The organism is Thermocaproicibacter melissae, from assembly GCF_024498295.1.
Lineage (GTDB): Bacteria > Bacillota > Clostridia > Oscillospirales > Acutalibacteraceae > Thermocaproicibacter > Thermocaproicibacter melissae.
In genome coordinates this window covers 1,650,521-1,675,365 of the sequence record NZ_CP101827.1, presented here as the reverse complement: position 1 = coordinate 1,675,365, position 24,845 = coordinate 1,650,521, and the positions used below count along the sequence as shown (strand labels likewise).

The 24,845-nt window shown below is 51.0% G+C and carries 13 protein-coding genes, 2 tRNA genes, 3 rRNA genes and 1 pseudogene; 11 read left to right on the top strand and 8 right to left on the bottom strand.

What is annotated here, in order from left to right; translation table 11 throughout:
* The first annotated feature begins 40 nt into the window (after nt 1-40).
* From NOG13_RS08130 to NOG13_RS08125, 3 genes and pseudogenes are all read left to right on the top strand, one after another.
* Entirely contained in the window at nt 41-1,741 is a 1,701-nt protein-coding gene (locus NOG13_RS08130; protein WP_283110063.1) for a molecular chaperone HscC, read from the top strand.
* Nucleotides 1,738-1,830 (top strand): annotated as a pseudogene (locus NOG13_RS09520) (DnaJ domain-containing protein); the annotation flags it as partial. The gene NOG13_RS08130 and the pseudogene NOG13_RS09520, both read left to right, overlap by 4 nt.
* 111 nt (nt 1,831-1,941) lie before the next feature.
* Complete coding sequence (locus NOG13_RS08125) at nt 1,942-3,219, top strand: hypothetical protein (protein ID WP_283110062.1); 1,278 nt, start codon at nt 1,942-1,944, stop codon at nt 3,217-3,219.
* A 63-nt stretch (nt 3,220-3,282) separates the two neighbouring features.
* Here the strand turns inward: NOG13_RS08125 and metA are convergent, their stop codons facing one another.
* Nucleotides 3,283-4,203: a homoserine O-acetyltransferase MetA gene (metA, locus tag NOG13_RS08120; RefSeq protein WP_283110061.1), complete on the bottom strand. Its 921-nt coding sequence runs from the start codon at nt 4,201-4,203 to the stop codon at nt 3,283-3,285.
* A gap of 360 nt (nt 4,204-4,563) precedes the next feature.
* Here metA and NOG13_RS08115 point away from each other — a divergent pair.
* From NOG13_RS08115 to NOG13_RS08100, 4 genes are all read left to right on the top strand, one after another.
* Nucleotides 4,564-6,081 (top strand): 16S ribosomal RNA (locus tag NOG13_RS08115).
* 168 nt (nt 6,082-6,249) lie between these two features.
* Nucleotides 6,250-6,325 (top strand) — tRNA-Ala (locus tag NOG13_RS08110).
* A gap of 51 nt (nt 6,326-6,376) precedes the next feature.
* Nucleotides 6,377-6,453: transfer RNA gene (locus NOG13_RS08105), tRNA-Ile, on the top strand.
* A gap of 225 nt (nt 6,454-6,678) precedes the next feature.
* Nucleotides 6,679-9,510 (top strand): 23S ribosomal RNA (locus NOG13_RS08100).
* Nucleotides 9,511-9,702: 192 nt separating this feature from the next.
* Here the strand turns inward: NOG13_RS08100 and NOG13_RS08095 are convergent.
* The 3 genes from NOG13_RS08095 to NOG13_RS08085 form a co-directional block, all read right to left on the bottom strand.
* The gene (locus NOG13_RS08095; RefSeq protein ID WP_283110060.1) at nt 9,703-10,038 is read right to left on the bottom strand and encodes a CPBP family glutamic-type intramembrane protease; all 336 of its coding nucleotides are present in this window, start codon (nt 10,036-10,038) and stop codon (nt 9,703-9,705) included.
* Nucleotides 10,039-10,305: 267 nt separating this feature from the next.
* Nucleotides 10,306-12,402 (bottom strand): methyl-accepting chemotaxis protein, encoded by a 2,097-nt coding sequence (locus NOG13_RS08090; RefSeq protein ID WP_283110059.1) that lies wholly within the window; start codon nt 12,400-12,402, stop codon nt 10,306-10,308.
* Between the two features lie 253 nt (nt 12,403-12,655).
* Nucleotides 12,656-14,992 carry a glycosyltransferase family 39 protein gene (locus NOG13_RS08085; protein WP_283110058.1) on the bottom strand — a complete coding sequence of 779 codons (2,337 nt, stop codon included), beginning with the start codon at nt 14,990-14,992 and terminating at the stop codon, nt 12,656-12,658.
* A gap of 442 nt (nt 14,993-15,434) precedes the next feature.
* Here NOG13_RS08085 and NOG13_RS08080 point away from each other — a divergent pair, with 442 nt between their 5' ends.
* Entirely contained in the window at nt 15,435-16,712 is a 1,278-nt protein-coding gene (locus NOG13_RS08080) for an O-acetylhomoserine aminocarboxypropyltransferase/cysteine synthase family protein (protein ID WP_283110057.1), read from the top strand.
* Between the two features lie 13 nt (nt 16,713-16,725).
* Here NOG13_RS08080 and NOG13_RS08075 read toward each other — a convergent pair whose 3' ends face one another.
* Nucleotides 16,726-18,951, bottom strand: coding sequence for a glycoside hydrolase family 95 protein (locus NOG13_RS08075; protein WP_283110056.1), 2,226 nt, complete (start codon nt 18,949-18,951; stop codon nt 16,726-16,728).
* A 127-nt stretch (nt 18,952-19,078) separates the two neighbouring features.
* Nucleotides 19,079-19,194, bottom strand: a 5S ribosomal RNA gene (gene rrf / locus NOG13_RS08070).
* Between the two features lie 264 nt (nt 19,195-19,458).
* Between rrf and NOG13_RS08065 the strand changes: the two genes are divergently transcribed.
* Both NOG13_RS08065 and NOG13_RS08060 read left to right on the top strand, forming a co-directional pair.
* On the top strand, nt 19,459-20,172 hold the full coding sequence (locus tag NOG13_RS08065) for an ABC transporter ATP-binding protein (protein WP_283110055.1): 714 nt from the start codon (nt 19,459-19,461) through the stop codon (nt 20,170-20,172).
* On the top strand, nt 20,169-21,782 hold the full coding sequence (locus tag NOG13_RS08060) for a putative ABC exporter domain-containing protein (protein ID WP_283110054.1): 1,614 nt from the start codon (nt 20,169-20,171) through the stop codon (nt 21,780-21,782). The genes NOG13_RS08065 and NOG13_RS08060 overlap by 4 nt, the downstream gene beginning before the upstream one ends.
* Nucleotides 21,783-21,914: 132 nt before the next feature.
* Here the strand turns inward: NOG13_RS08060 and NOG13_RS08055 are convergent, their stop codons facing one another.
* Nucleotides 21,915-23,087, bottom strand: a complete 1,173-nt coding sequence (locus NOG13_RS08055; protein WP_283110053.1) for a hypothetical protein — start codon at nt 23,085-23,087, stop codon at nt 21,915-21,917.
* A gap of 167 nt (nt 23,088-23,254) precedes the next feature.
* Between NOG13_RS08055 and NOG13_RS08050 the strand changes: the two genes are divergently transcribed.
* A complete protein-coding gene (locus tag NOG13_RS08050) occupies nt 23,255-23,524 on the top strand; it encodes a Smr/MutS family protein (protein ID WP_283110052.1) in 270 nt (89 codons plus the stop codon).
* Between the two features lie 50 nt (nt 23,525-23,574).
* Here NOG13_RS08050 and NOG13_RS08045 read toward each other — a convergent pair whose 3' ends face one another.
* A complete protein-coding gene (locus NOG13_RS08045) occupies nt 23,575-24,714 on the bottom strand; it encodes an MGDG synthase family glycosyltransferase (RefSeq protein ID WP_283110051.1) in 1,140 nt (379 codons plus the stop codon).
* Nucleotides 24,715-24,845 lie beyond the last annotated feature (131 nt).

The following is a 24,845-nucleotide window of genomic DNA, read 5'->3' as shown; positions in this document are numbered from 1 at the left end:
TCAAAGCTATAATTATTTATAGGATTAAGGAGGGATTAGCTTGGCAGTAATCGGCATTGATTTGGGAACGACCAACAGTCTCGCTTCTGTTTGGCGAAATGGAAGATGCGAGCTCATTCCGAATTCATTGGGAGAATATCTGACTCCGTCTGTTGTCAGTGTTGATGAGAACGGCGATATTTTGACCGGCAAAGTTGCAAAGGAGAGACTCATCAGCCATCCGGACAGAACCGCCTCCAGTTTTAAACGTTTTATGGGAACGAAAAAAACTTATACCCTGGGCCCTCATACCTTTCGTCCGGAAGATCTCTCTTCGTTTATTATCCGCCAGCTAAAAGCAGATGCGGAAGCATACTTAAAGGAACCTGTCACGGAAGCCGTCATCAGCGTCCCTGCCTATTTTAATGACAGGCAACGTTCGTCCACCAAGCTTGCGGGGGAACTTGCAGGCCTCAAGGTAGAGCGCATCATCAACGAACCCTCTGCTGCCGCGCTTGCTAATCGTGGCATGGCAGATTTGGAAAAGGTCTTTCTTGTCTTTGACCTCGGCGGAGGAACGTTGGATGTTTCCATTGTGGAGTTGTTTGAAAACATCGTCCAAATCGTTGCGATTTCCGGCGACAATCATTTAGGCGGTGACGACTTCGACGCGGCCATTGCGCAGCGTTTCTTCCAAACATATCCCGAACTAAGCGATGAGTTAACGGTGCAGGAGAGAAATAGCGTGCTGCGTTTGGCAGAACGCTGCAAAATTGCGCTCTCATCGCAAAGTGTGGCTGGCTTTGTGTATGATCACCATGGCAAGCAATATGAAATGGTGCTGGATGAGAAACAACTGATTGAGTGTTGCGCTTCTCTCTTTGAGAGGATTAAAAAAGTGATTCGCCAAGCACTTCGGGACAGTGGGAAAAACATCTTTGACATTGATGCAATCATTCTGGTTGGCGGTTCCAGTAAAATGCCTGCGGTACAAAAATATCTAAAACATTTAACAGGCCGGCAGATGATCAACCGGATTTCGCCGGATTACGCGGTAAGCATTGGGACGGGAATCGCCACGGGAATCAAAAGCCGCAATGGGGAGATAAAAGATCTTGTCCTGTGTGATATCTGTCCGTTTTCGCTTGGTATGAGTGTTTACGATGAGGAATTGAATCGGCTTGTTTTTACGCCGATTCTTGAAAAGAATACCCCTCTCCCTGCAAGCAAGATAAAAGCTTTTTGGACGCGTTATGATTCGGATGATGTTACAATATCGGTTTATCAAGGGGAATCACAGAATTTGGACAATGATCTTTTGATCGATGAGTTTAAAGTTCGTTTCCCCTCGAAAGTTCGTAAGAATACACGTTTTTTTGTCAGGTTTACCTATGACATCAACGGGATTCTTGATATTGAAGTATTTCCGGAGAGCGGAGATAAGCCGTACGTAGAAGAGATTATTAATCGCAGTACTTTGTCTGAAACAGAATTTAAGCAGCATATGGCTGCAATGAACCAACTGAAATTAAGCCCCAATGGGCAAGATGAAAACAGTCTTTTGCTTGCGCGAGGTGGACGACTTTACGCGGAAACTTCTGGGGAAACCCGCACAGAGATTGAAAAAGCACTCACATCCTTTGAATGTGCCCTGAATCAACGTGGCATTGTGGAAATTGAAAGGTCAAAGCGCTACTTAACGGAGTTATTGGACCAAATTGAAGATATTGATTTCGGCTTAAACGAGGATGACTTCACATGAATTGCTGGGAAGTTCTTGGAATTTCTCCCACAAAAGATCAGCGCGAAATAAAAAAAGCGTATGCACGCGCTGTGACCCAACATCATCCTGAGGATGATCCGGAAGGCTTTCAAATTGTCTACCACGCATTTCAGCAGGCAATCGCATATTCAAAAGTAAAAGACGGAAATCCGGCAGAATTTTTCGGCGACCAGAGCCTCTTGCAAATCAGCGAACTTACTTTCAATAAATCGGTTGCATCGGAGCGCAAAGAAGAGTCTTCGGAGTCTCAAGGCTTGATGTATTATACTGCGGAGGCTGACGCAAATCCGCAGCAGGAAGCGTCAAACAGAGCCGAGAATTTCGCTTCGGAAACAAATCATGTGTTCCCGCCGGAGCCTTCGAGGAGTGAGAGCCCTGAACAGTCCTTGCCGAAAAATCAGGTGAACGAAGGAGCTGCATCGGAGCGCAAAGAAGAGTCTTCGGAGTCTCAGGGCTTGATGTATTATACTGCGGAGGCTGACGCAAATTCGCAGCAGGAAGCGTCAAACAGAGCCGAGAATTCCACTTCGGAAACAAATCATGTGTTCCCGCCGGAGCCTGCGGAAAATGAGAATTCTGAGCAACTCTTACAAAATAATCAAGGGAGCGAAAAAACCTCCGAAAAACCAACTGCATCAGAGCAGAAAAAGGGTTACCCAAAGCAGCTCAAATTGCTTGGCCACAAGAGGCTTGATATAAGAGAAGAGCAATATAATTTTGAAGATGTCATCGAACGCGGAAAAGAAATAGAGGAAGATCGAATTGCGAGTTTTCTCAAAACCATTGATTCGATCTATCATGAGAAAAAAGTACTAAAAAGACTAAAAAAGTGGAAACAATGCTTTTCTTCCAATGAATTTGTGCTGCAGCGCAAAAGTGACGAATTCATTTCGCGGTTTCTGTCTTATTTAATTGACCATGGAGATTTAAAGCCCCTAGAATGGACCGCTATTTTTGCTCCCATGCTTCGGGATATGTTGTATTATTATCCGACCGGTGTAGAGCGCCAAAAAATCCTTCTCTTAATGCGCCATAGGAATAAATTGGGCTTTATAACCAAAAAACGTAAACGCTCCTTTGCCTCTGTCATTTTGTGGTTTGTTGTCGTATGGGGAATTATCTTCATCATATGTTGGTCGATTCCCAAAAATTCCAAGAATACTTCAAATGGTATCAGTACACCGGTATATGTCAGTACACCGATCTATCTGGAATTTAAGCCCCTCGAAAAGGAATTAATGGATGTTTATGAAGGAATAACGGAAGGCGAGAGTTATTCAAGCCTGAGCAGAGAATGTGAAGATTTGGACATTACACAAGATGATTACAACCGTATGAAATCGGAATATGTACGCGGTGATGCGAATACCCGTGACCGTATCGCAAGGGAACTTACCGGTTACTATATAGAAAAGATAAAAAAGTCTTCCTCAGGAACATCCGCAGATATTAAATAATTAAAAAAGGGCTCCGACCGAAGGTCAGAACCCTGCGCTTGCGCATATAATGTTATTCCGAGATTATTCTGAGATTTTGTCAATCTCATACGGGGTGTTCTGGTAGACGAAATAATTCAGCCAATTTGAGAACATCAGGAATGCGTGGCTGCGCCAGACGAACGGCGGTTCCTGCGTCGGGTCATCGTTCGGAAAGTAATTCTGCGGCACGAAAGGATGAAGCCCTTTTTTTACATCTCGCAGATATTCTTTCTTTAGAGTGTCTCGGTCATATTCTTCGTGACCCGTAACAAATATCTGCCGCCCGTTTTTTGTCGCTACAATATGTACCCCGGCGGCATTGGATTCGGTCAGGATTTCGAGCTCCGGGTGTTTTTCAATGTCCTCACGACGGATTTCCGTGTAGCGGGAGTGCGGAGCCCAGAAGTCGTCGTCAAATCCGCGCACGAGCGGGTGAAGCGGATCCAGTACACGGTGGCGGAAAATGCCGCTTATCTTCTGCGAGAGCAGATATTTCGGTATTCCGTAGTGATAATAGAGACCAGCCTGCGCTCCCCAGCAAATATGCATGGTGGAGTAGACGTTGCTGCGGCTCCATGTCATAATCTTGCATAACTCCGGCCAGTAGTCGACCTGCTCAAACGGTAGTTTTTCCACCGGAGCGCCGGTGATAATCATGCCGTCAAACTTTTTATCGCAGATTTCGTCAAAGGTCTTGTAAAAGGTTTGGAGGTACGACTCCGATGTATTTTTGGATTTATGGGTTGCCATCTGCAGCAGTGTCACATCGACCTGCAGCGGCGTATTGCTCAGAACACGCATCAGCTGAGTCTCAGTCTCCGCTTTTGTCGGCATCAGATTGAGAATTACAATATTAAGAGGACGTATGTCCTGCGACATCGCGCGCTCATTTGTCATGACAAAAACATTTTCCGATTCAAGAACTTGAACAGCCGGAAGATTTGCCGGTACTTTGATTGGCATTCTTATCCCTCCTACTATTTAGGATTGCTTTTCATTATAACAAAGCCGCTGGAAAGCTGCAAGATCACACAAATTTAAGAAAATTCAAAAAAATTGCTCCAAAAGGTGTTGACAAACGGGCAAACGTGAGGTATTATAGACAAGCGCCTTGCGGAAAGGGCGCTGCGGAAACGAAAGCCAAAAGGCTGGGGGATCGCATGGGACCTTGAAAATTAAACAACGAGTAAGGAATACGGAACCCGTAATTTTCCTTAGAGTAGAGATACTCGCAAAGAGATTACGAATACACGTTAGTGTATCGAAAAGAGCTAAGAGGCTCTAGAAATTGATATAAACGTCTTCGGACGTATATATACCAAATTTTTAGAGAGTTTGATCCTGGCTCAGGACGAACGCTGGCGGCGCGCCTAACACATGCAAGTCGAACGGAACTGTTTTGGAGCTTGCTTCGAGACAGTTTAGTGGCGGACGGGTGAGTAACGCGTGAGCAACCTACCTCTCAGAGGGGGATAACGTCTGGAAACGGACGCTAATACCGCATAACATTCTGAGGTCGCATGGCTTTAGAATCAAAGGAGCAATCCGCTGAGAGATGGGCTCGCGTCCGATTAGCCAGTTGGTGAGGTAACGGCCCACCAAAGCAACGATCGGTAGCCGGACTGAGAGGTTGAACGGCCACATTGGGACTGAGACACGGCCCAGACTCCTACGGGAGGCAGCAGTGGGGGATATTGCACAATGGAGGAAACTCTGATGCAGCGACGCCGCGTGAGGGAAGAAGGTCTTCGGATTGTAAACCTTTGTCCTTGGTGACGATAATGACGGTAGCCAAGGAGGAAGCTCCGGCTAACTACGTGCCAGCAGCCGCGGTAATACGTAGGGAGCGAGCGTTGTCCGGATTTACTGGGTGTAAAGGGTGCGTAGGCGGCTCTGCAAGTCAGGTGTGAAAACCATCGGCTTAACTGATGGACTGCATTTGAAACTGTGGGGCTTGAGTGGAGTAGAGGCAGACGGAATTCCCGGTGTAGCGGTGAAATGCGTAGAGATCGGGAAGAACACCAGTGGCGAAGGCGGTCTGCTGGGCTCTAACTGACGCTGAGGCACGAAAGCATGGGTAGCAAACAGGATTAGATACCCTGGTAGTCCATGCCGTAAACGATGATTACTAGGTGTGGGGAGTCTGACCCTCTCCGTGCCGGAGTTAACACAATAAGTAATCCACCTGGGAAGTACGACCGCAAGGTTGAAACTCAAAGGAATTGACGGGGGCCCGCACAAGCAGTGGAGTATGTGGTTTAATTCGAAGCAACGCGAAGAACCTTACCAGATCTTGACATCCAACTAATCCTGTAGAAATATGGGAGTGCCCTTCGGGGAAAGTTGAGACAGGTGGTGCATGGTTGTCGTCAGCTCGTGTCGTGAGATGTTGGGTTAAGTCCCGCAACGAGCGCAACCCTTGTGATTAGTTGCTACGCAAGAGCACTCTAATCAGACTGCCGTTGACAAAACGGAGGAAGGTGGGGACGACGTCAAATCATCATGCCCCTTATGATCTGGGCTACACACGTACTACAATGGCCATCAACAAAGGGAAGCAAAGCCGCGAGGCGGAGCAAATCCCCAAAAATGGTCCCAGTTCGGATCGCAGGCTGCAACCCGCCTGCGTGAAGCCGGAATTGCTAGTAATCGCGGATCATCATGCCGCGGTGAATACGTTCCCGGGCCTTGTACACACCGCCCGTCACACCATGGGAGCCGGTAATACCCGAAGTCGGTAGTCTAACCGCAAGGAGGGCGCCGCCGAAGGTAGGATTGGCGACTGGGGTGAAGTCGTAACAAGGTAGCCGTATCAGAAGGTGCGGCTGGATCACCTCCTTTCTATGGAGAGAGCGAACAGATGGAAAATCTGTTGCGAATCCAAGGTCAGAATTACGGAGGACCATTCCTGAATCGTTGTTTAATTTTGAAGGCCCCAAGCCGGAGACGGCGAAGGTTCTTCAGGGAAAGAGAACGAGAAAAGACCAAACAGTTGAATAACTCCTATATGGGGGTATAGCTCAGCTGGGAGAGCGCCTGCTTTGCAAGCAGGAGGTCAACGGTTCGATCCCGTTTATCTCCACCAACGGCTATTGTGGCTAAGAAACACTGATAGCCTCTGGCCGGAAGAAGATATGGGCTTATAGCTCAGCCGGTTAGAGCGCACGCCTGATAAGCGTGAGGTCGGTGGTTCGAGTCCACTTAAGCCCACCAGCAGGTTGAGCCTGCAAAATAACATACAGTATCTCAATTGCGCGACTGCGAGGCTGCGGAAGCGGTTGAGTAAAGCGCGACGAATGACACTGTGTGTCTGTACCTTGAAAACTGAATAAAGCACGAAGCAGATATTAAGCGAGAAAAAGTTGTTATCAATTAATCAAGGTTTTGCGAAATCTTGTTTAAGGGAACTGCAATTTTGAGAACCGAACGATATCACATGGTCAAGCTACAAAGAGCGCAAGGGGAATGCCTTGGCACCAGGAGCCGAAGAAGGACGCGACAAACTGCGAAAAGCTGCGGGGAACCGTAAGTAGGTATTGATCCGCAGATTTCCGAATGGAGCAATCCGGCTGGAGTCATGTCCAGTCACCGTATACTGAATTCATAGGTATACGGGGGGAACCGCCTGAACTGAAACATCTAAGTAGGGCGAGGAAAAGAAATCAAGAGAGATTCCGCAAGTAGTGGCGAGCGAACGCGGAAGAGGCCAAACCGAGGGCAGCAATGTTCTCGGGGTTTCGGACAGCTAAGAAATGTGGGAAGTCAGCCGAAAGGTCTGGGAAGGCCTGCGAGACAGCGTGAAAGCCGCGTAGGCGAAGACGGAACACATGGGGCTGTATCCAGAGTACCGCCGGACACGAGGAATCCGGTGGGAAGATGGGGAGACCACTCTCCAAGCCTAAATACTCCCTGGTGACCGATAGAGAAGAGTACTGTGAAGGAACGGTGAAAAGCACCCCGGGAGGGGAGTGAAATAGAACCTGAAACCTTGTGCTTACAAGCACCGAAAGCCCGTCAAAGGGTGATCGGGTACCTTTTGTAGAATGGTCCGGCGAGTGAATGTAACTGGCGAGGTTAAGGACTTAAGGTCCGGAGCCGTAGGGAAACCGAGTCTGAATAGGGCGCAAGAAGTCAGTTGTATTCGACCCGAAACCGGGTGACCTACCCATGTCCAGGTTGAAGTGAGGGTAAAACCTCATGGAGGACCGAACCGACTCCCGTTGAAATGGTAGCGGATGAGGTGTGGGTAGCGGTGAAATTCCAATCGAACCCGGAGATAGCTGGTTCTCTCCGAAATAGCTTTAGGGCTAGCCTCGCACATAATTACCGGAGGTAAAGCACTGAATGGACTAGGGGCCGAAAGGTTGCCGAAGCCTATCAAACTCAGAATGCCGGATAATTTAAGTGCGGGAGTCAGACGGTGTGAGATAAGTTTCATCGTCGAAAGGGAAACAGCCCAGACCCACAGCTAAGGTCCCAAAATATGGTTAAGTGGGAAAGGATGTGGGGTTGCTCAGACAACCAGGATGTTGGCTCAGAAGCAGCCATTCATTAAAAGAGTGCGTAATAGCTCACTGGTCGAGTGGCCCTGCGCCGAAAATTCAACGGGGCTAAAATCATATACCGAAGCTTGGGATTCCGAAAGGGATGGTAGGAGAGCGTTCTGTACAGGATGAAATCAGAGCGGAAGCGCTGGTGGACAGTACAGAAGTGAGAATGCCGGAATGAGTAGCGAGAAATATGTGAGAATCATATTGGCCGAAAGTCTAAGGTTTTTGGAGGAAGGTTCGTCCGCTCCAAGTAAGTCGGGAGCTAAGGTGAGGCCGAAAGGCGTAGCCGATGCACAAACGGTTGATATTCCGTTACCGCAGAAAGATTTAAGTACAGTGACACCTGCGAAGGGCATAACCCGGGCGATGGTTGACCCGGGCGTAAGGGACCGAAATTAGAGTAGGGAAGTATGCCTGAAGTGGGGCGAGAAAAGCTGTATGGATATCTGATGCGCCCGTACCGCAAACCGACACAGGTAGACAGGAAGAAGATTCTAAGGCCAGCGGGAGAAGGGTAGTTAAGGAACTCGGCAAATTGACCCCGTAACTTAGGGAGAAGGGGTGCCACAGCGATGTGGTCGCAGAGAATAGGCCCAGGCGACTGTTTAGCAAAAACACAGGTCTCTGCTAAATCGAAAGATGAAGTATAGGGGCTGACACCTGCCCGGTGCTGGAAGGTTAAGAGGAGATGTGCAAGCATCGAATTGAAGCCCCAGTAAACGGCGGCCGTAACTATAACGGTCCTAAGGTAGCGAAATTCCTTGTCGGGTAAGTTCCGACCCGCACGAAAGGTGTAACGATCTGGGCACTGTCTCAACTACCCGCCCGGCGAAATTGTAGTACCGGTGAAGATGCCGGTTACCCGCGACAAGACGGAAAGACCCCATGGAGCTTTACTGCAGTTTAATATTGGGTTTCGGCAATTTATGTACAGGATAGGTGGGAGACTGGGAAACCGCGGCGCTAGCTGCGGCGGAGTCACCCTTGGGATACCACCCTTAAGTTGCTGAAATTCTAACCTGCGGCCGTAAACCGGTCGGGGGACATTGTTAGACGGGCAGTTTGACTGGGGCGGTCGCCTCCTAAAAGGTAACGGAGGCGCTCAAAGGTTGGCTCAGCACGGACGGAAACCGTGCGAAAGAGTGTAAACGCAAAAGCCAGCCTGACTGCGAGGATGACGGTCCGAGCAGAAACGAAAGTTGGAGTTAGTGATCCGGCGGTATGAGAGTGGAATTGCCGTCGCTCAACGGATAAAAGCTACCCTGGGGATAACAGGCTGATCTCCCCCAAGAGTCCACATCGACGGGGAGGTTTGGCACCTCGATGTCGGCTCATCACATCCTGGGGCTGAATTCGGTCCCAAGGGTTCGGCTGTTCGCCGATTAAAGTGGTACGCGAGCTGGGTTCAGAACGTCGTGAGACAGTTCGGTCCCTATCTGTCGTGGGCGTAGGATATTTGAGGAGAGCTGTCCTTAGTACGAGAGGACCGGGATGGACGCACCTCTGGCGCACCAGTTGTCACGCCAGTGGCACAGCTGGGCAACTATGTGCGGATCGGATAAACGCTGAAAGCATCTAAGCGTGAAGCCGACTCCAAGATAAGATATCCCACAGCGTAAGCTGGAGAGGCCCCTTGTAGACTACAAGGTTGATAGGCTGCATGTGTAAGCACGGTAACGTGTTCAGCTTGGCAGTACTAATAGGCCGAGAGCTTGACCATACTTCGGTCGGGCGCTCATCTCTCGCCCATACCTGCTTCACCTTTATTCAGTTTTCAGGGTATATAAGAGCGGCATCTCGATTGAAAAATCGGGATGCCGTTTTCGTTATAAATAAAAATGCGTAAAGTATCATTTGACCAAATTGCGCATGATTGCGAAAAATACCGCCGTGTTCTCAACACGACGGTATTTTAAGTTGAAAACAAAACCCCAAAAAAATCAAACAGGGTATGGCCGAGAACGGCCGTTTCCAATCCGAATTTCTCGTAAAACATGCCGAAAACAAGGCCGGAGAGGAAAACACTGCAGAACTGTGAAAGCGGAAATTGCCAGTAGATTTGATACATACTGTTCATCGGTGTCAGGTGATACAGTGCAAAGAAGAGAGCGGATATAATGACTGCCAACCATCCGCGCTTGAAAATCCACCGGAACAGGGACTGAAAGCAAAGGCGAAATATGCTAGAGGTTCTAATCCCGACTTTTTTGCGAAGGTTAAACCAAGCGCAGAACTGCAGAATATCCATACTGTACTGAGAAGATAAGGAAAAAATTGGTCTGGTCGGAGGGCTCCGATTAATTCTCCTGCCAAGAATAACAGACTGATTACCAAAGCCGGAGCAAGCTGTTTTTTCAGAAGGTTTTGAACAGGGGGCAGTCTTGCTGCTTTTTCCTCCGAACAATAAAAGCAACAAAAACGCGAAAACGAAAATGCATAAAGGTATGTCTACGATCCGGAACCCTCCATGATATCTTAGCAGGAGACGGGAAACATTCTCCTAAATTATTTCTTTTCAGCGCAAACGGAACTTGCCGACTTCCCCGCGAAGAAGGTCAGCTTGGTTCGAGAGATCTTCGCTTGCGGCTGCACATTCTTCAGAGGTTTCAGAGTTTGTCTGCACCACATCGGAGACTTGCTGAATGGTTGCGCTGATTTGTGCGACACTTGCGCTCTGTGCTTCGGCAGCCGTATGAATCTCGCCAATGTCTTTGATAATGGCATTCAGACTTTCATTGACATCGCGTGCATTGCGCGCCGTTTCTTCCGCAATCGCAAAGCCGGTCTCGACTTTCTCCTGCGAAGAACGAATCAGTTCGGCAGTCTGGCGGGAAGCCTCCGCAGATTTTGCGGCGAGGTTTCTCACTTCATCCGCCACGACGGCGAACCCTTTTCCGGCGGCTCCGGCGTGTGCCGCTTCCACAGCGGCGTTCAGAGCCAAGATGTTGGTCTGGAACGCAATGCTGTCAATTGAACTGATAATTTGCTCAATCTGGGACGAGGAAGTCTTGATTTCGTCCATTGCGGCAAGCAGTTCCTCTGTCTTTTTGCTGGAGCCGGTGAGGCTTTCCGCGGCTTTTGCGGCAGTTTCATTCACGCGGGCCACGAGGGAATTGGTTTTTTCCGTTTTCAACGAGACGTCGCTAATTGCATCCGAAAGCTCCTGCACGGAAGTGACCTGCTTTGAAACGCCCTGCGAAAGTGACTGAGAAATCGCGGCAACTTCGGAGGAACCGCGGTTGACCAGCTCGGCAGACAGGTTGATTTGCTTGAGCGTGGCGTTCATGGAATCCGCAATGGTCTTCATGGCGTCGTGAATGGGGGCAAAATCTCCGATGTATTCCAGCTTGAAATCGGAGGTCATGTTGCCCTTTGAAATTTCTGAGAGCTGGTAGGTAATATCGCTAATATAGACGCGTAGATTTTTTGCCATTGTCTGGAGCGACTCTGCCAAAAGTCCGATTTCATCCTTTGACTTTACGCCGAATTCGTCCGCTTCGAGATTGCCCGCGGCAAGCTGTGCAGCAAATTCGGACATGCTCCGAATCGGTGTTGCAATCTTCTTTTTCGAGAAGAAGTTGAAGATGAGGATGCTTAGTGCAGACAGAACAATCGTAACGAGAACGGTGAGAATAAGGAATTGCCGGCGGTCGGCGTTAATTTGGCTGATGGGCTTGCCCGTAAAAATCATGCCGACAATTTTTCCGTCCGTATCTTTTAATGGAGCAAATTCCGCGTAAAATTCTGCTCCCCAGAGAGCCATTTCGCCGGAATATGTACCGTCCTTCTTCAGAACCGTGTTGATGATTTCAGACGGCGCCTTCTCACCGACGCATGATTTTTTGTTTTGCGTGATGGTTGTACTCAGGCAGGTGTCGCCAAGGAAAATGGCATAGTCGCAGGCTGAGCTTTTTTTCAGAGTATTCAGAAAATCAGCGCGGGAGAGGTCATAGCCTGCCGAAATCATTCCCACAATCGTCCCGCTTTCATCCGAAATGGGCGTCGCGGAACGAATGGCGAGGGCAACATCTTTTCCTTCCATCAGAGCACCTTTGCTGGCAACACCGGTTAAAGCGGATTTGATATCGGCCTGATCCGCAACCGATAAATCGGTCTTGTCGGTAGCAGTGGAGAGCAGCACTTTCCCTTCTGCATCGGTTACCGTCAAGAAATCGACAGAGGGGTTCACATTTCGCAGTTGAATATTGAGTGTGTTGGCAAGGACATCGGTATTCTTGGCAATGATTTGGCTGCGGAGGTCGCTGTCCTGCTCGAGGACATTAATCGCTTTCCTCGCGTTGCCGGTCATCTGCGAAATATTATTCTGCAATGCGGCCATCGAAGCGTCCGTGTCAGCGGTAATGATGCTGTTTGTCTGTATGCTGCTGCCCGTAAACGTAATGACAGCGGTAATGGCAACGGTGATGAGAATGCAGCAGAAAGACATCACAGCCATGAGTCTGCCGATGGAATGTTTCGAGTTATTCGTCTTATCCGATTTTTTTCGTCGGAGGGATTTCTTTTCTTTCGCTGGTTGGTTTTTGAGGTCTTTCAAGACTGTGAAATTGGATGTGGCAGAATCTCCTGATTTCCAAAAACGTTTTCGCCTCATAAATGATTCCCTCCCGGCGAAAAATACTAAAAATACTAGAAAATTTTTGTAAAAATAGCACAATAATCAGAAAAATATAAGGATAAAATTGGAATTATTGAAAATCAATTCAATATTATTCCGAAAATTTACGAAAGTCAATATTTCTCGCCATACAAAAATCAAAAGAAAAGCAAGAAAATGACGACAAAAACTGTAATAGAACAAAAAGCGGGCCTTTCCGGAGAAAGGTCCGCTTTGGAAAAAGATGCGGTTATTCTGAAACGGAGGAGGAATCGAACCGGTAGAGGGTTCCTCTGCCGGAGGAGCCGCCGTATTCGGAAGCGTCAATTTTCGTTGCGTTTTCTTTTACATACGAGATGATATCAGAGGAGCCGCCCATGCCGCCTTCCGAAGAAACGAGGAAGTAAGTGATCTTGCCTTCTTTTACCAACTGCTTGAGCTGGGCCAGCGTCAGGGCGTTGTCGGTTCCGAGGAATCCGCCGTAAGCGACTGCCGGAAGACCGGTGTCCACAATGAACTGCGCAACATCGTTCGCACGCTGTGCCACGACAAGATAACTGCCCTCTTTGTAGTTCTTGACGAGGTAATCTTCCAGCGATTGCGTGGCGCTGTCGTTCTCGACAAAGGCCTCTTGGTTCGGCGTCATGCCGGGCGTATTTTGCGTGGACTTGAGTTCCGGTCCGGCGTAAGGCATCGTCACATTTTCACAGACGTACAAGGTCGAGGTGAGCGCCCAGTAGAAGGAACCGGAAAGCTGGGAAACGGCCATGAGTCCTGCCGCCGCAAGGGCGATTGCCTTTTTGGGGCGAAGCAGATACACTGCCATTGCGATGAGGGCGGCAGCGCCGAACCCGAGAAGAATTGGGAAGAGGGTTGCGCGCAGTTCGGAGTAATAGACCCACACATACCAAGCGGAGAATCCGCTTCCGGTGAGGACTGCCAGAGGCAGGAGCCACTGCCGCCAGCCTTTCCGCATGCGGAATTGACGGAACATCTCCGGGAACCCGATGCCGATTACGCCGGCGATGCCGGGTGCCAGCATGCAGAGGTAATACCTGTGGTAGAACGAGGCAAAGCTGAAGAAAACGGCGATGACAACCAGCCATACGACCCAGAAGAGGAAAATGCCCTGCTTTGTGGTGAGCTTTTGTCCTTTTCTCGGACGGCGCGCGCAGGCGAGAATACAGAAGAAAGCGGGAATCAGAAGCCACGAGGCCTGCCCGTACATGCTCTGCTGCCATAGGCGCGTGATGCCGGCTGTGCCGATGTCGTTGCCGACGGCGCCACCGCCGTTAGCACCCATGCCCATCATGCCCGGACCGCCATCGCCGTTCCTATTGCCGAACCGGGGCATACCTTCCGGATGAAAGCCGTCGGGCGGAATCATGTTGTCCTGTCCGTTTTGGTTGTTGAAGTTATCAGGCGGAACTATGTTGCCTTGCCCGTTCTGGTTGTTAAATCCGTCGGGCGGGGCCATATTATCTTGCTCGTTCTGGTTGTTGGAGTTATCGGGCGGAGACATGTTGTTCTGCCCGTTCTGATTGCTGGTGCCGTCAGGCGGAGTCATGTTGTTCTGGCCGTTCCAATTACTGCTGTTGTCGGTTTGGATTTTGTTGTCCTGCGTATTTTGCTGATTGCTCCCATCCGGGGTGTTCTGTCCGTCTCTGCGAAAGCCGTCCGGACGGTTACGGAAGCCGTCGCCGTTTCCGTTCATCGGGCCGCCCATTCTTCCGCCGCGTGTGCCGCGGAAAAAGCCGCCCATGCCGCCGATGCGTTCCATGCCGTTATGGCCGAGAATCAGTTCCCACTCGGTGTTGTTGGTGGAGCTGCCAACATAGGGACGGTTTGAGGCGGGAGTGAGGTCAACCGCTGCGGCCCATGAAAACGAAACCGCTGCTAGAATGATAACGCTGATTACGCCGGCAAGGAATCTGCGCCCGAGCTTTTCCTTCGCGCAGAGCAGGTAAACAAGAACCACAGCGGGAAGAATCATGTAGGCCTGCAGCATTTTAATGTTAAAGCCGAGGCCGATCATGACCGCACAGAGGAACAAATAGCGCCATTTTCCCGTTTCGATGGAACGGAACAGGAACCACGCTGCAATCAAAAGAACGAGAATGAGCTGCATATCCATGGTATTGTTGCGCGAAGCAACAACCACAGCGGGCGTCAGTGCGAAAACAAGGGCCGAAATTAAGCCCGCGGGCTTGCCGAAACGCTTGGCCGTGAGCACATACATCATGGCGGAGGAAGCAGCCCCCGAGAGTGCCTGCGGAAGAAGCATGGCCCAGCCGTGGTAACCGAATATCATCACGAAAAGTACTTGCACCCACAGCCCAAGTGGAGGTTTGTCAACGGAAACTATGCCTGCGGGGTCAAAGGAAGCGTAAAAGAAATTATGCCAGCTCTGCGTCATGCTTTTGATGGCGGCCGCATAGTAGGCGTTGCCGTAACCGAGCTGGGAAATTTCATAAAAGTTGAGGAAGAACGAAAGAAGCACAATGGCAGCAAGTGTAAACCGGTGCCAGTTCCTTCGCAAGAATCCGTGTGTTTTTCCGCGTGCGGGAAGAACCATGGGCATATCCATGAGCGTCACTCCAACTATCGTAAAACTTCGTTTCGCTTGACAGAATATCCGGAAAATGTGTCGCGGGCATAAAGCAAATTTAAATCAACCGTAACCGTGCCATAAGAATTCCATGAGAAACTTTGAAAAAAGGGTTGACAGGGCAAATAAAAAGTTCTATATTAGTGACAATTCATATATAATTACTATAATATGAAAGGAAGGGCCCGATTATGAAAATGTATGCACGAATGAGCAGCTTTGAGAGCATGATGCGCGAGATGTGCACCATGTGCTTTGCGATGTTTGCAGCCAGACGCAGCCGGGCCGCCGTTCCTCTTGTCATATAACACACAGGGGAATCCTATATTACAAAAAAGGGGCTGCCGGTTGAAAACGGCAGCCTTTTTGTATTCAGCGGGCGGCAGAAATACGAAAAATATGTTTTGAAAGGATGATATTCATGAGCAGCAGAAAATTCGCATTTGACACTTTGCAGGTACAGGCGGGGCAGATTCCCGATCCGGCAACGGGTTCACGGGCGGTGCCCATTTACCAAACGACCTCCTATGTTTTTGCCGGCACCGATGAGGCGGAAGGCCGTTTCGCGCTCAAAATTCCAGGAAACATCTATTCCCGCCTGACAAACCCCACTACGGAGGTCTTTGAAAAGCGCATCGCCGCGCTCGAAGACGGCTCGGCTGCATTGGGCGTAGCTTCCGGCGCAGCAGCCGTGACGTACGCCATTCTGAACATCGCGGGGGCGGGCGACGAAATCGTTGCGGCGAGCACACTCTACGGAGGCACTTACAATCTGTTCGCACACACACTGCCGAAATACGGTATCCGCACCGTGTTCGTGAATCCGGACGACCCGGAAAACTTTGAAAAAGCCATTACCCCAAAGACAAAGGCGCTGTATTACGAGACACTCGGCAACCCCGGAATCAACGTGATTGATTTTGACGCCGTGGGCGAGATTGGCCGAAAGCACCAGATTCCGGTCATCGTTGACAACACGTTTGCAACGCCGTATCTATTCCGCCCGTTCGAGCACGGCGCGAATGTGGTTGTTCACTCTGCCACAAAATTCATCGGCGGGCACGGCACCTCCATCGGCGGCGTGATTGTGGACGGCGGCAATTTCGACTGGACTTCCGGAAAATTCCCGGGCTTTACCGAGCCGGACACGAGCTACCACGGCCTGAAATATGCAGACCTCGGCCCAGCGGCGTTTGTCACGAAGATCCGCGCCCAGCTTCTGCGGGACACCGGCGCGTCACTCTCTCCGTTTCACTCCTGGCTGTTCCTGCAAAGCCTTGAAACGCTGTCGCTCCGCGTGGCGAAGCACGTTTCCAACACCGAGAAAATCACGAAATTCCTCTCGCAGCACCCAAAGGTGCAGGAAGTAAATTACCCGGGGCTTCCTTCCAGCAAGTACTATGAGCTTGCAAAAAAATATTTCCCAAAGGGAGCCGGCTCCATCTTCACGTTCTCGGTCAAGGGCGGCGAGAAAAAGGCGCGCAAGGTCATCGACAGCCTGAAAATCTTCTCTCAGCTCGCAAATGTGGCTGACGCAAAGTCGCTTGTCATTCATCCTTCCAGCACAACGCACCAGCAGCTAACACTGGAAGAGCAGCGCGCGGCCGGCTTCGGTCCGGAGACCATCCGAATTTCCGTCGGCCTGGAAGACGCTGACGACCTCATCTGGGACCTCAACCAAGCATTGGAGAACGACTAAGAAAAATGCCCGACTATGCGAGTCGGGCAGTGTCTATTGCGTTGATGCCGGCAACCAAGTGCACAGCGGTTACGGTGTTTCCATAGCGAAGAGCGATATCCTGTTCCGTCGGGCTTTGGATGGAAAGATCGGCAAGCGTGCCGCCCTCCCACCGCATGTTCAGCGAAAGACCGCCTTTGCCGCGCAGGCCGCAGACGGAGCCGCTGGGCCATTCCTTTGGCAGTGCGGGGAGCAGGACGATTTCTCCGTTTATGCACTGCAGTAGCATGTTTGCGATGCCGGCGGTACCGCCGAAATTGCCGTCAATCTGAAATGGCGGGTGATTGTCAAGGAGGCTGTCGAGCGTGGATTTTTCGAGCAGCAGGCGGATATTTTCCCAAGCCTTTTCACCGTTCTGCAGGCGTGCCCAGAAGTTGATAATCCATGCGCGGCTCCAACCGGTGTGGCCGCCGCCGTGCGAAAGGCGGCGCTCCAGCGTCTTTTCTGCGGCGGCTGCAAGCTCCGGCGTTTTCTGCGGCGTGATTTGTTCCGAGGGGAACAACCCATAAAGGTGCGAAATATGGCGGTGCCCGACTTCCACTTCTTCGTATTCTTCCAGCCACTCGCGGATGGTGCCGTTGGAATGAATCTCCGTTTTCGGAAGGCGGGGCAGAAGTTCTTTCAGCTTGCTTGCAAGTTCTTCCCCTGTGCCGAGAATCTCCGACGCGCGGATGCAGATTCGGAAAAAGTCGCGCAGAATCTGCGAATCCATCGTGCAGCCGATGCAGAGGTTTGCGGTTTCACCCGTTTTTGGGTGGATGTAGCTGTTTTCCGGCGAAAGCGTGGGGGAGACGACCAGCCTTCCCTCTGCGTCCTCCACAAGGTAGTCGATGAAGAAAAGAGCCGTGTCCTGCAAAATCGGCCAGTAGTCCCTCAGGAAAGATGTGTCGAGCGAATATTCGTAGTGCTCCCAGATGTGGGTGCAGAGCCACGGAAACGCCATCACCCAGAAGGTCGAGGGTACCCAGACGTCCTGCGGTGCGGTGTCTCCCCAGACGTCGGTGTTGTGGTGGGCGACAATCCCGCGGCAGTGGTACATGATGCGTGCGGTGTCGCGCCCGTGGGCGGCCATGCGCTTGATATGGAAAAACAGTGGTTGTTCACAGTCGCCGAGACCGCAGACTTCCGCCGGCCAGTAGTTCATCTCCGTGTTGATGTTGATTGTGAATTTGCTGCCCCATGCCGGTTGGAGGTCCCGGTTCCAGATTCCCTGCAGGTTTGCGGGCAGAAGACTTCCGGGCCTGCTCGAAGAAATCAGCAGGTAGCGGCCGAAATCAAAGTAAAGGGCGACAAGGCCGTTGTCGCTTTCTCCCGAACGGAAGCGGCGAAGCCTTTCGTCGGTGGGAAGAAGGTCAAGCGAGGAGTCGTAGCAGAGATGAAGCTCCATGCGGTCAAAATACGAGCGATATTCTCTGCGGTGCGCTTCAAAAAGCTCCTCAAAGCTTTTGGCCATGACCTGTTCCACAGCCTTCTGCGCAAGCAGGCGGTAATCCGCCGAAGCGAAAGAAGTGGCGGCGGAAACAAACAGCTCCGCTTCATCCGCGTTTTCCACCAGAAGATTGCTTCCGACCCGGCGCAGGGTGCCGCCTTTTGTGCGAGCCTTCAAAACCGCGCGGAACAAGATGCCGGTTCCGCCCTCCATGCAGACGGTATCCGGATCCTCCGACTCCGAGGCGCTGAGGTAGTCCGCCCAGAAGGAACGGGACAGCGAGGCGCGGAAGCTGACGCTTCCGGGCTTATCTGCCGTGAAGCGCAGAACAAGAACGTTATCCGGCTGCGACACAAACAGCGTACGGCTGTAACGCACGCCGCCGCAGATGTATTCCACGCGGGCACAGGCGTCCTCAAGGTCCAGCGACCTTTGGTAATCGGAGTAATCGCTGTGCGAGGTGATAAGGTTCAGTTCCCCAAGGGTTTGGTACGCAGTCTCGTTCGGCGGGGTGCCGGTTAAGGCGCAGCAGGCCAGCGCCTCTGCCTGCGAGGCTTTGCCTTCCGCCAGAAGGCTTCGGATTTCATTGAGGTGCGAGTAAGCGTCGGGATTATTGCGGTCCTTAAACGTACCCGACCATAGGCTTTCTTCATTCAACTGAATACAGCCGTGGTCGGGAGAGCCGTTTGCCATAGCTCCCAGTTTCCCGTTGCCGAGAGGCATGCAGTCTTCCCATTTTACGGCGGGCTGCCGATACCAAAGCTTTTTCACGGTGTATGCCACCTTTCTGAAGTCAGCCGCTTGCGCTGCGGCGCAAAAAAACAGAGATAACGTCTTGACAAGGGAAAAATATTGAAATGTAAAAAAACAGCCACCCTATTGGATGACTGCTTTACAGTGTTGGCGTCACCTATTGTCCCAGGCCGTCGCCAGCCAAGTATCGTCGGCGCAAGTGAGCTTAACTTCCGTGTTCGGAATGGGAACGGGTGTACCCTCACCGCAATCAACACCAACTTGTTCAATTTTTCTGTCGTCCCTGACGACTCGTTTATAATATCATATCCTCCGGCAAAATGCAAGTCCTTTTTCTAAAAAAATTTAGAAAAATCTTCGCAGATCACTGCATGAGGCATAAATAATTTCAAAAAATGAATGTTATTCTTCCATCGGGAAAATTTGTATGCTATAATATCCCTATATTTGTTTCAGCGGAACCGTTAATTCCGGAGACTGTTTCCGCCGCTGCAACAATTCATACTTGAAGGGATGAAATAAGCAATGCTGGAGGTTTACAACCTGACAAAGAAGTACGGGAAACTCACTGCGAACGACAATCTGAATTTCAAAGTGGAGAACGGCGAAATTGCAGTCTTATGCGGACCGAACGGCGCAGGGAAGTCAACGGCAATTAAATGCATTACCGGACTTCTGCGTTTTCAGGGCAACATCCTTTTTGACGGAAAAAACAACAAGAGCATTGAAGCGAAACGAACCTTTGGGTATATTCCGGAGCTGCCCGCACCCATTGAAAACCTGACGGTGGGCGAGCACTTGGAATTCATTGCGCGCGCTTACCGCGTGCGTGACTGGAAACCGAGGGCAGAGGAACTGCTGACCCGCATGGAAATGAACGACAAAACAAATAAGCTCGGCAAGGAGCTTTCCAAAGGAATGCAGCAGAAGCTCAGCATCTGCTGCGCGCTGCTGCCCAGCCCGAGAACGATTCTGCTCGACGAGCCTCTCGTGGGGCTGGACCCGCACGCCATTAAAGAACTGAAAACCATGCTCATCGAATTGAAAAATCAGGGCTGCTCCATCCTGCTCAGCACCCATATGCTTGACAGCGTGCGCGATTTCTGGGACAAGGTGCTCATTATGATGAACGGCCGCATTGCCGCATCCCGCACACGCAGCGAAGTGGAACAGACCGGAGAAAACCTGGAGGAGCTGTTCTTCTCCATTACGGAAGGCGCGGGGAGGGAACCCGCATGAAAGCCCTGATTTACCTTGTGCGCAAGGAGATTAAGAACTTTTTTCGCGACCTGCTGCATCACCCCGGCAGGCTAATCATTTACCTTCTCATCATAGCGCTTTTTGTTACTTCCGTCATCGGCAGTATGCAAGAAGGAGAGGAACATACGGGGAATTACGCCGATATCCGCATCCTGCATGGTGTCGTCCTCGCGTGGCTGCTGTTCCTTGGCGTCGCCACTCTGCTGAACGCCTTAAAATCCGGCACCACGATGTTCCAAATGTCCGACGTGAATTTCCTTTTTGTTTCGCCGATTGATCCAAAGACCATCTTGACGTACGGCTTGGTAAAGCAGACAGCTGCCACGCTGCTCGGGTTTATCTTTATTCTGTTTTACAGCCCATTGCTCAATGAACAGTTTAACATCAGCCCAAATTCGGTAGTGGCGCTGTTGGTATATTCCGTATTTCTGCTCATTGTTGTTCAAATTCTTGCGCTGCTGTTTTACAGCTACTGCAACGGCAACGATGAACGGAAAAACAAAGTGCGCACGGTTATTTATGTTTACTTGGGGCTGATGCTTCTGACGGCACTGTATGTGTTCCAGCAGAACGGTGCCACGATGGATGCGGGGATGCAGGCAATCGCGTCGCCGTACCTCGAGTATTTTCCCCTCATCGGCTGGGCGCAGGGGGCGATTTTCGGCGTCATTGAAGGAAACATGACCGCCACAATCTGCTACACCATACTTCTTGTGGCATCGTTTGTACTTGTGCTTGTTCTGTTCCGCCGCACGAACGCCGATTATTATGAAGACGTGCTTCAGTCCACCGAAGCACAGTTTGGTGCCCGCCAGGCGATGAAGGAAAATCGCAGCAGCTTGGCGATGGCAAGAGCGAATAAGAAAGTGCACGTGGGCAAAACGGGCCTCAACAGAGGCTGGGGAGCCAATACATTTTTCTACAAGCATCTCTGCGAGGCACGAAGAGAGAACAAGCTGGTGTTTTTGGGGACTTCTTCGTTTGTCATGCTGGCAGCTAACATCATTGGCGTCTTAGTGTTCAGTGCCATGGACGAAACGGTTCAGCCGGATGACCTCATGCTGGGCTTTTTTGCGTTTGACGTTTATGTCCTTTTCCTGATGAACGCCGTGGGATATTGGGCCAAGGAGCTCGCGAGGCCGTATATTTACCTTGTGCCGGAGGACCCGTTCCGCAAACTGCTCTGGGCGAGCATGATGAACATTCTCAAGCCGATTGTGGAAGGTGCGGTTTTGTTTTTCATCACGACCCTAGTGGCGGACGCAAATCCGCTTTCCGGAATCGCCGCATTCCTCGCTTACAGCAGTTTCGGCATGATATTCGTGGCAGGAAATATTCTGGCCAAGCGGACGATGGGCAGCATGTCGAACCGCGGACTGGTGGCGGGGCTGTTCATGTTGCTCCTCTTACTGATCATGACGCCAGGTGTCTCCGGGAGCGTTGCCGTCTATATGGCGTTGGAAGAAACTGCCGGAGCATCGTTGCTTTTCTTTTCCTCGTTGCCCATAATCGGCTGGAACATTGTAGCCTCGCTGATCATTATTTTCCTGTGCCGCAATCTACTCAGCACCGTAGAGGTTTTGAACTAAAGCGATGCGCGGTAAATTACAAGAAACCGCCGGAAGGAAGCCTTCCGGCGGCGATTTTTTACTCGAAAGCACGGCTTTTAATGCAAATATTCGATATTTCAATTCACCAACTTTCCACAGCGGAAAGAGGATTTAATGCAGAACCACGGTGTCTCCGCACACGGTGCAGCGACATTCGTAGCTTTTCTGCGTGCCGGTTTCGGTATCCAGAATCGAATGGAACTCAAACGAGTCGTTCCCGTCCGTGAGTATGTACTGCGCAATGAGGAAGCGGTCGTCTACGCACGTTACGAACCGGCCGAGCTCCTTCGGCAGGTCGGCATCCACAGAGGAGTTGAGTACTCCGGTTACATGGTAAGCATCTTCCTCATCCGTAATGCGGTAAGCGCGCCCGCCCAGCGGGTCAATGCTGAACTGTGCAGGCTTTTCGTCCGGCCCGAGTGTCAGCTTTGCCGCAACGGTTTTGCGCCCAGTCCGCTTGCTGCAGGCACAGATACGCTGGTCTCCTGTGGGGAAATAACGTGCTCGAAAATACAAATAGTTATCATCTTGCCCCGCATAGCGCACCAGTCCGGCGGTTCCTGCGCTGAGCAGAAGATCCAGCGGGGCACGCTCCTCGCCGTTCTTTACGGAAACGATGAAATCGTGGAGCGGACATTCCCAAACACTGTCGTTGATGTTGTCGCCGAGCCAGCGCATGTTATGGTAGCATTTTTCTTTTTCGCTTTCGCTCCCGTGCGGGCTCAGAACGAGCAGCCACGGCACGCCGCAGCGGCTGAACGGAAGAAAGCCGGAGAGATTGCCGCAGACGCGCGGGTCGCGCGCATAGTAATATTTTCCGTCCTTTAGGTCATAGAGAAAAACGACGCGCGAAAAACCGGTCAGCTTTTCGTATTTACGGAACAGATGTTCATGTTGTTTGTTGGAGACCGTGAAAAACAGAATATGGAATTCATCGAGTGCCAAGCACTGCTGGAAATCGCCGATGAAGTGCAAATTCGCCAAGTCGTGTTCCTCTCCGGTGCGCTTGTCCACACGGATCACCCAAGCTTCGCTTCCGCCGGATTCGCTGACGACCACAATGTCGTTTGGGAAGCTGAAAAAATGCTGCACACACGCCGGCCCGGGAAGGAGATAGTTGGCAATTACCCGTTCGCGCTTCATTACCCGGTTGTACTCCAGCAGAAACAGGCTCGGATGCCCCTCTTCCACTTTCTCTTCCGCGTAATAGATGAGCGAGTCGGTGATCTCGATTAATTCGTCGTTGCAGCTTGTAAATACATTGCGAAGATCCACGACTTTCACGGTGTTTCCCCCCAGACGTTCGCGGCGGCATCAAGCCTCCCGCGTATTTCCCTTTTCGGCTATTATACCACAGCGCAGGCGGGTGAGTCCACGGATTTGGAGCGATTTGCAATCGCCTTTAGGCGCGTTTATAATAAGAAAAAACGATGAGCACGGAGCGATGAAGATTGCATGTAGTAAAACACGGAAAAACAGCGGAAATTGACCTTCACGGCCTCACCGTGGAAGACGCAAAGTGCCGCTTAGAGCATTTTCTCAGCAACGCCTCGCCGGACATGACCGAGGTGAGGGTCATCCACGGCTGCAACAGAGGGCAGGCCCTGCGGGATATGGTGCGCCTTCGCCTCAAGCACCCGCGCATTTCCGCCAAGCTCGTTACCCTAAACCCCGGGGAAACGCGCCTTCTTTTGAAGCCGCCCGCCGAGAAAAGAAAATAGAAAACAATGAAAAAGCAGGTCCGTTTTTGGAACCTGCTTTTTGTATTCATTCAGTTTCCGGCGCGCCGCTTTGCATACTGTTCGCAGAGTTCGCGCGTTAGCGCCAGAATGTTTTCTGCGGAATGGGACTTGTCAAATTCCGCACAATTGCTGCGCATGGCGTTGAGCTTCTGGCTGTCCTCAAGCAGTGAGCGAATCACAGCGCCGCAGTCCGTGTCTTGCTCCAGCTTTACAGCCATGTGGTAGTTCAAAAGAAAATCTGCGTTGTCTTCCTCCTGACCGGGAATGGCGTCGAACACAGCAAGCGGAACGTTGCACGCCAGCGCCTCCGATACGGTCAGCCCGCCCGGCTTTGTAACGAGCAGGTCGGAAGCGTGCATGTAGTTCTCCACCTCGTTGGTGAAGAACACCAGCTTTGTTTTCTTGGGGCTGTTTTCCACCTCGTCGGCAAAAGCGGCGTATAGCTTTTCGTTGCGGCCGGTGATAACGACGATTTGAAACGCAAGGTCAACCTTGGTAATCTGGCGGTAGATGTCGAGAATGTTGGTAACTCCGAAGCTTCCCGCCATAATCAGAATGGTGGGCAGATTCGGGTCAAGTCCGAACTTTTTCAGCAGAGCGGGCTTGTCTGCCGGCGTAAAGAAAACGTCTTCCACCGGAATTCCGAACGGATAGATTTTTTCTTTGCTGACGCCCATGACCTCCATTTTGGGAATCATATCGGAATTTGCGACAACGTATGCGTCAACCTCGCTGCCGATCCAAGCGCGGTGGGGGCCGTAGTCTGTCATCAGCGTGATGAGCGGAACATCCACCCAGCCGGTGGCCTTCAGGTGCGAGACCATTTCGGAAACGAACGGATGCGTTGAAATAATGGCGTCGGGACTGCTCTGCTCAATGGCAGGGAGAAGAAGACGGCCGAAGGTATTGCTGAACCGGTTCAAAAGGCTGGAAAGCGCACTCTTTTTGTTTGTGGCGCGGTAGAGCTTGCCGAAGAGTTTCGGAGTTTTGGTGGCAAGCATATGGTAGCCCTCGCAGACGGTCTTATCCACAATGCTGCCGATGCTTTTCATGGCATCGACAACTTCCACGCTGCAGTCGGGGCAATTTTGTTCGATATAGCTGCTGATTGCGCGGGATGCGCGGAGATGGCCTCCGCCGGTTGCCGCAGTCAGAATTAGAATTTTCATAATAGGCTCCTTCCGTACGGAAAAGGGACAAATTTCAAGCGATATTATAGCATATATTTTTTGCAAGTGAAACCCGCCACTGACCAAACTTGTGTTCGGTCGATGGATAGTTTCAAGGATGTAACTTTACT

Coding starts and splice junctions, on each gene's coding strand:
- NOG13_RS08095 (WP_283110060.1), bottom strand. CDS start 10,038: ATGGATATTCTGCAGTTCTGCGCTTGGTTTAACCTTCGCAAAAAAGTC.
- NOG13_RS08065 (WP_283110055.1), top strand. CDS start 19,459: ATGCTGGAGGTTTACAACCTGACAAAGAAGTACGGGAAACTCACTGCG.
- NOG13_RS08060 (WP_283110054.1), top strand. CDS start 20,169: ATGAAAGCCCTGATTTACCTTGTGCGCAAGGAGATTAAGAACTTTTTT.
- NOG13_RS08090 (WP_283110059.1), bottom strand. CDS start 12,402: ATGAGGCGAAAACGTTTTTGGAAATCAGGAGATTCTGCCACATCCAAT.
- NOG13_RS08045 (WP_283110051.1), bottom strand. CDS start 24,714: ATGAAAATTCTAATTCTGACTGCGGCAACCGGCGGAGGCCATCTCCGC.
- NOG13_RS08085 (WP_283110058.1), bottom strand. CDS start 14,992: ATGGATATGCCCATGGTTCTTCCCGCACGCGGAAAAACACACGGATTC.
- NOG13_RS08080 (WP_283110057.1), top strand. CDS start 15,435: ATGAGCAGCAGAAAATTCGCATTTGACACTTTGCAGGTACAGGCGGGG.
- metA (WP_283110061.1), bottom strand. CDS start 4,203: ATGCCAATCAAAGTACCGGCAAATCTTCCGGCTGTTCAAGTTCTTGAA.